The organism is Anaerosporobacter sp., from assembly GCF_965301125.1.
Genome location: NZ_CBDLAM010000206.1, coordinates 2,353 through 5,954, shown reverse-complemented (window position 1 = coordinate 5,954; position 3,602 = coordinate 2,353). Strand labels below are relative to the sequence as shown.

Annotated in this window: 2 protein-coding genes; both read right to left on the bottom strand. The window is 33.0% G+C overall.

Annotated elements, in window-relative coordinates; translation table 11 throughout:
- Positions 1-454: 454 nt before the first annotated feature.
- Positions 455-3,016: an FtsX-like permease family protein gene (locus ACW2QF_RS16740; RefSeq protein ID WP_455717154.1), complete on the bottom strand. Its 2,562-nt coding sequence runs from the start codon at positions 3,014-3,016 to the stop codon at positions 455-457.
- Position 3,017: 1 nt separating this feature from the next.
- Positions 3,018-3,602 (bottom strand): ABC transporter ATP-binding protein (locus ACW2QF_RS16735; protein ID WP_455717153.1); only part of this gene is annotated, 585 nt, incomplete at its 5' end.

Below are 3,602 nucleotides of genomic sequence, written 5' to 3'. Positions count from 1 at the left end.
TACTTGTCAGAAGCGACTGTTATATCTTACAACATCTTTCGACGTTTGTCAACAAAATTTTCACTTTTTAATGAATTGTTTTAATTCTTACTATTTTCAGAATTGTTTGTTCATTTCGTGCAACTCATCAGCTGACTTCATTTAGTATAGCAGAGTTAAAATCGTTTGTAAAGTACTTTTTCAAGTTTTTTTATTGGCACATTATACCATAAACACTCATCGTGTTTTAATAAAAAGTGACTGACACAAGAATTGCTAGTTATAGTATCAAAATAGACATTTGCTAGAAGTAACTACTATAGTAGTTCTAACATTAAAAGCAATGATCTGCAACGTAAAAAAACAATCCCAAAAAGGTATGTAACTATGACGAATATAAAATATACATCATAGGCATTCAACTTATTGGAACTGTTTTTATATCGTTGGTGAATACCATTTATCACGGCTACTATTAATTAATTTCTGTTTTTAATGCATCTACTATATTTTCTTTTCTAACTTTTCTAGATGAGTATAACATTGCAATACCGACAACAATGAAGACTGATACTACACCAATTATATAAGTTTGCCATGGGAATAAATACTCTCTTGTGAAATTATATCCTACCCCTTTTTTAATCCATAATGTCATACCAAGACTGATTGGTAATCCAAAAATACAAGCTTTCACACCATACATAAGGCTCTCCATTCGAATCATTCGACCAAATACTTTTGGAGTCATACCAATACTTTTTAGCATAGCGAACTCTCTTCTTCTTAGAGTAAAGCTAGTAGATATTGTATTGAATAGATTTGCTACACATATAAATGAAATTAATGTTATAAACCCATATGCAAAAACAGAGAATACAGTTGTAATTTGATTGTTTCTTACAATTTCCAGTGCTTGGTTATCTATCGCATAATCGGATTGTATGCCTTCTCCTAAAAACGTATCAACAATATCCTCTTCTATACTTTTAGCATTATTTGTATTTATATAGTAAGTATACATAGTCACACTATCAGACTGCTTAATTACATTCAGCTCTGAAGCCGGGAATACAAATGAAATACTACCACCAACTCTACCATAACCAACTCCCAAAGGAAGCTGCTTTGTAACTAAATCCAGCTGAATTTCATGATTGTTAATCTCTATCTTATCGTTTGCTTTAGCACCCAATGGTTTTATCTCGGTAAGACTATACCCTTTTTGGCTAACCTGTTTATTGATTAATATAGCGTGAATTCCTTCTAAGTCACTAAGTTTCTTACCAACTAATCTCTCATACACTTCATCTTGAATAAAGGTTACCGAACAATCGAAGTTAGTATTATCTGTCCATTCAGTTCCAAGTGCCTTCTTACATTCTTCCGTTATCAGATTTTGACTTTGTTCTTTATTCATCTGAAAGTTACCACCTAATGTAATAACAGCATTTCCTTCAGTTACACTTTGTAATTCTTCCAGTATTTCTGTTACCTTGTTTTCTTCTTCCTTATCAATATTCCATACTGCAACATCGAATGATTCATCTCCCAAGGCAAACATCACAGATTCTTTTATATAATATACATAAGATCCTACGGTTATAAACAAGGCAAGGCTTATAGTAAGTGAGGTAACTAATGCTCGGTAATGTTTTCTGTTTCGTTTCAAATTCTTAATTGCTAAGCTTCCCTCTATACCAATTAATTTTTGCGTTAACCGAGAAGTCTTCACATGTTTGGCTTTTATAGCAATATCCTTTGCCTGTCTGATTGCTTCAATAGGAGTAATCTTAGCTGCTTTTCTAGCTGGTAGATATGCTGAAATAAAAATTGTTATTGCCGAAAATATACTAGCTACTATAATAGCTTCAACAGATACAACTACTTTGATTCCTACGTGTATCCCCATTGCACTCTCAAGTATTGGACTGAGTAGTGTAAATGTCGTCCACATTCCAACAAATCCTGCTAGGATTCCCAGTGGTATACTAATAGCACCAATTACCGCTCCTTCAAAAAGAACTGCATTTCGTTTCTGTTCCTTAGTTGCACCAATACTAGAAAGCATTCCGAATTGCTTACTTCTTTCATTAATGGATATTGCAAAAGAATTATATATTAGTGCAATAGATCCCACCATAATAATAAGGATTAAAATTATCGTACATGCTTGAATCATCTTATTGAAAGAATTATCGAACTTACTAACTCCGTAAAATCGTAATAATGCATCATGGTAAGTAATCTGTTCTTCACTAACCCCTGCATCTTTCGCAGCTAATTTAGCCTTCTCATATAAATCATTAGAAACCTTATTCATAAATATACTAACTGTAAATGTCTCATTTTCACCTGTTGCATTTGTATCAAGGAATGTAATTGCTCTTCTTCCTGGTTCTATAAATGACTCGCCAGACTCTATAATTCCTACGATAGTATATGTCTCTTTTTCTCCTGTTGATTTCCAAACTTCTTGTTCCTCGTCAGGATACGTATCTCCGAGAAACTCATAGTACTGATTTAACTCTGTCTGTGCTCCTTCAACCATAGCGAAACGTTTTCCGTATTCCATAGTTATAGAATCACCAATTTGATACGATTCATTTTTATTATTTGATATCTCTTTACTTACAATAATTTCTCCATCTTTCTCAGGAAATCTTCCTTCAAGTAAATTTATCGGTAGCTTATCAAATGCTGTACTATTATATGCCTCTACGTAAATATATGGTTTTTGTACTTTATTTGTATCATTCCATTTACTATAACCCTTAACTTGAGTATAGAAGCTAAATTTATCATCTAACTCATCGGTTAATTTATCGGCTTGTGACTGTGTAACATTGTTATATTTAACATGCCATGCACCATCTGAATGAATCTGAATGTCTTGCAGATATGTTGTAAATGTTAAAGCCGCTGTGGATACTGCTGTAATCATTGCTACTGATATAATAACACCCAGTATAGTTACTATGGTCCGTTTTTTATTTGTTTTCATATGTTTCCATGTTAGGCTGTTCATAATATTCATATTATCTGCCTCCCATGTTTGCAGGTTTTATCACTTCATCTCCTGCTATTTTACCATCCTCTATGGTAATGATACGATCTGCCTGTAAAGCAATTGATTCATCATGAGTAATTACAATTAAAGTTTGATTGTATCTTCGATTAGATAACTTGATTAACTCCATGATCTCATTTCCCGTTTTCCTGTCTAGGTTTCCCGTTGGTTCATCAGCTAACATAATAGCTGGATTTGTAACCAATGCTCTACCAATGGATACACGTTGTTGCTGGCCACCAGATAATTGATTTGGTAGATGATCTAATCGATTTCGTAGCTTTAGTATGTTTACAATTTCATCTAAATATTTTTTAGGTACCTTACGGTGATCTAATAACAACGGAAGTGTAATATTCTCCTTAACATTTAACACAGGTATTAAATTATAAAACTGATAAATCAAACCAATTTGCCTTCGACGAAAAATTGCCAGATTACTTTCATTTAATTTATAAATGTTTGTTCCATTAATAAATACTTCTCCATCTGATGGACGGTCTACACCTCCAAGCATATGAAGTAACGTTGATTTACCTGAACCAGATGGTCC

What these genes read in the sequence shown, in the direction of transcription:
- ACW2QF_RS16740 (WP_455717154.1), bottom strand. Translation starts at nt 3,016, where the DNA reads ATGAATATTATGAACAGCCTAACATGGAAACATATGAAAACAAATAAA.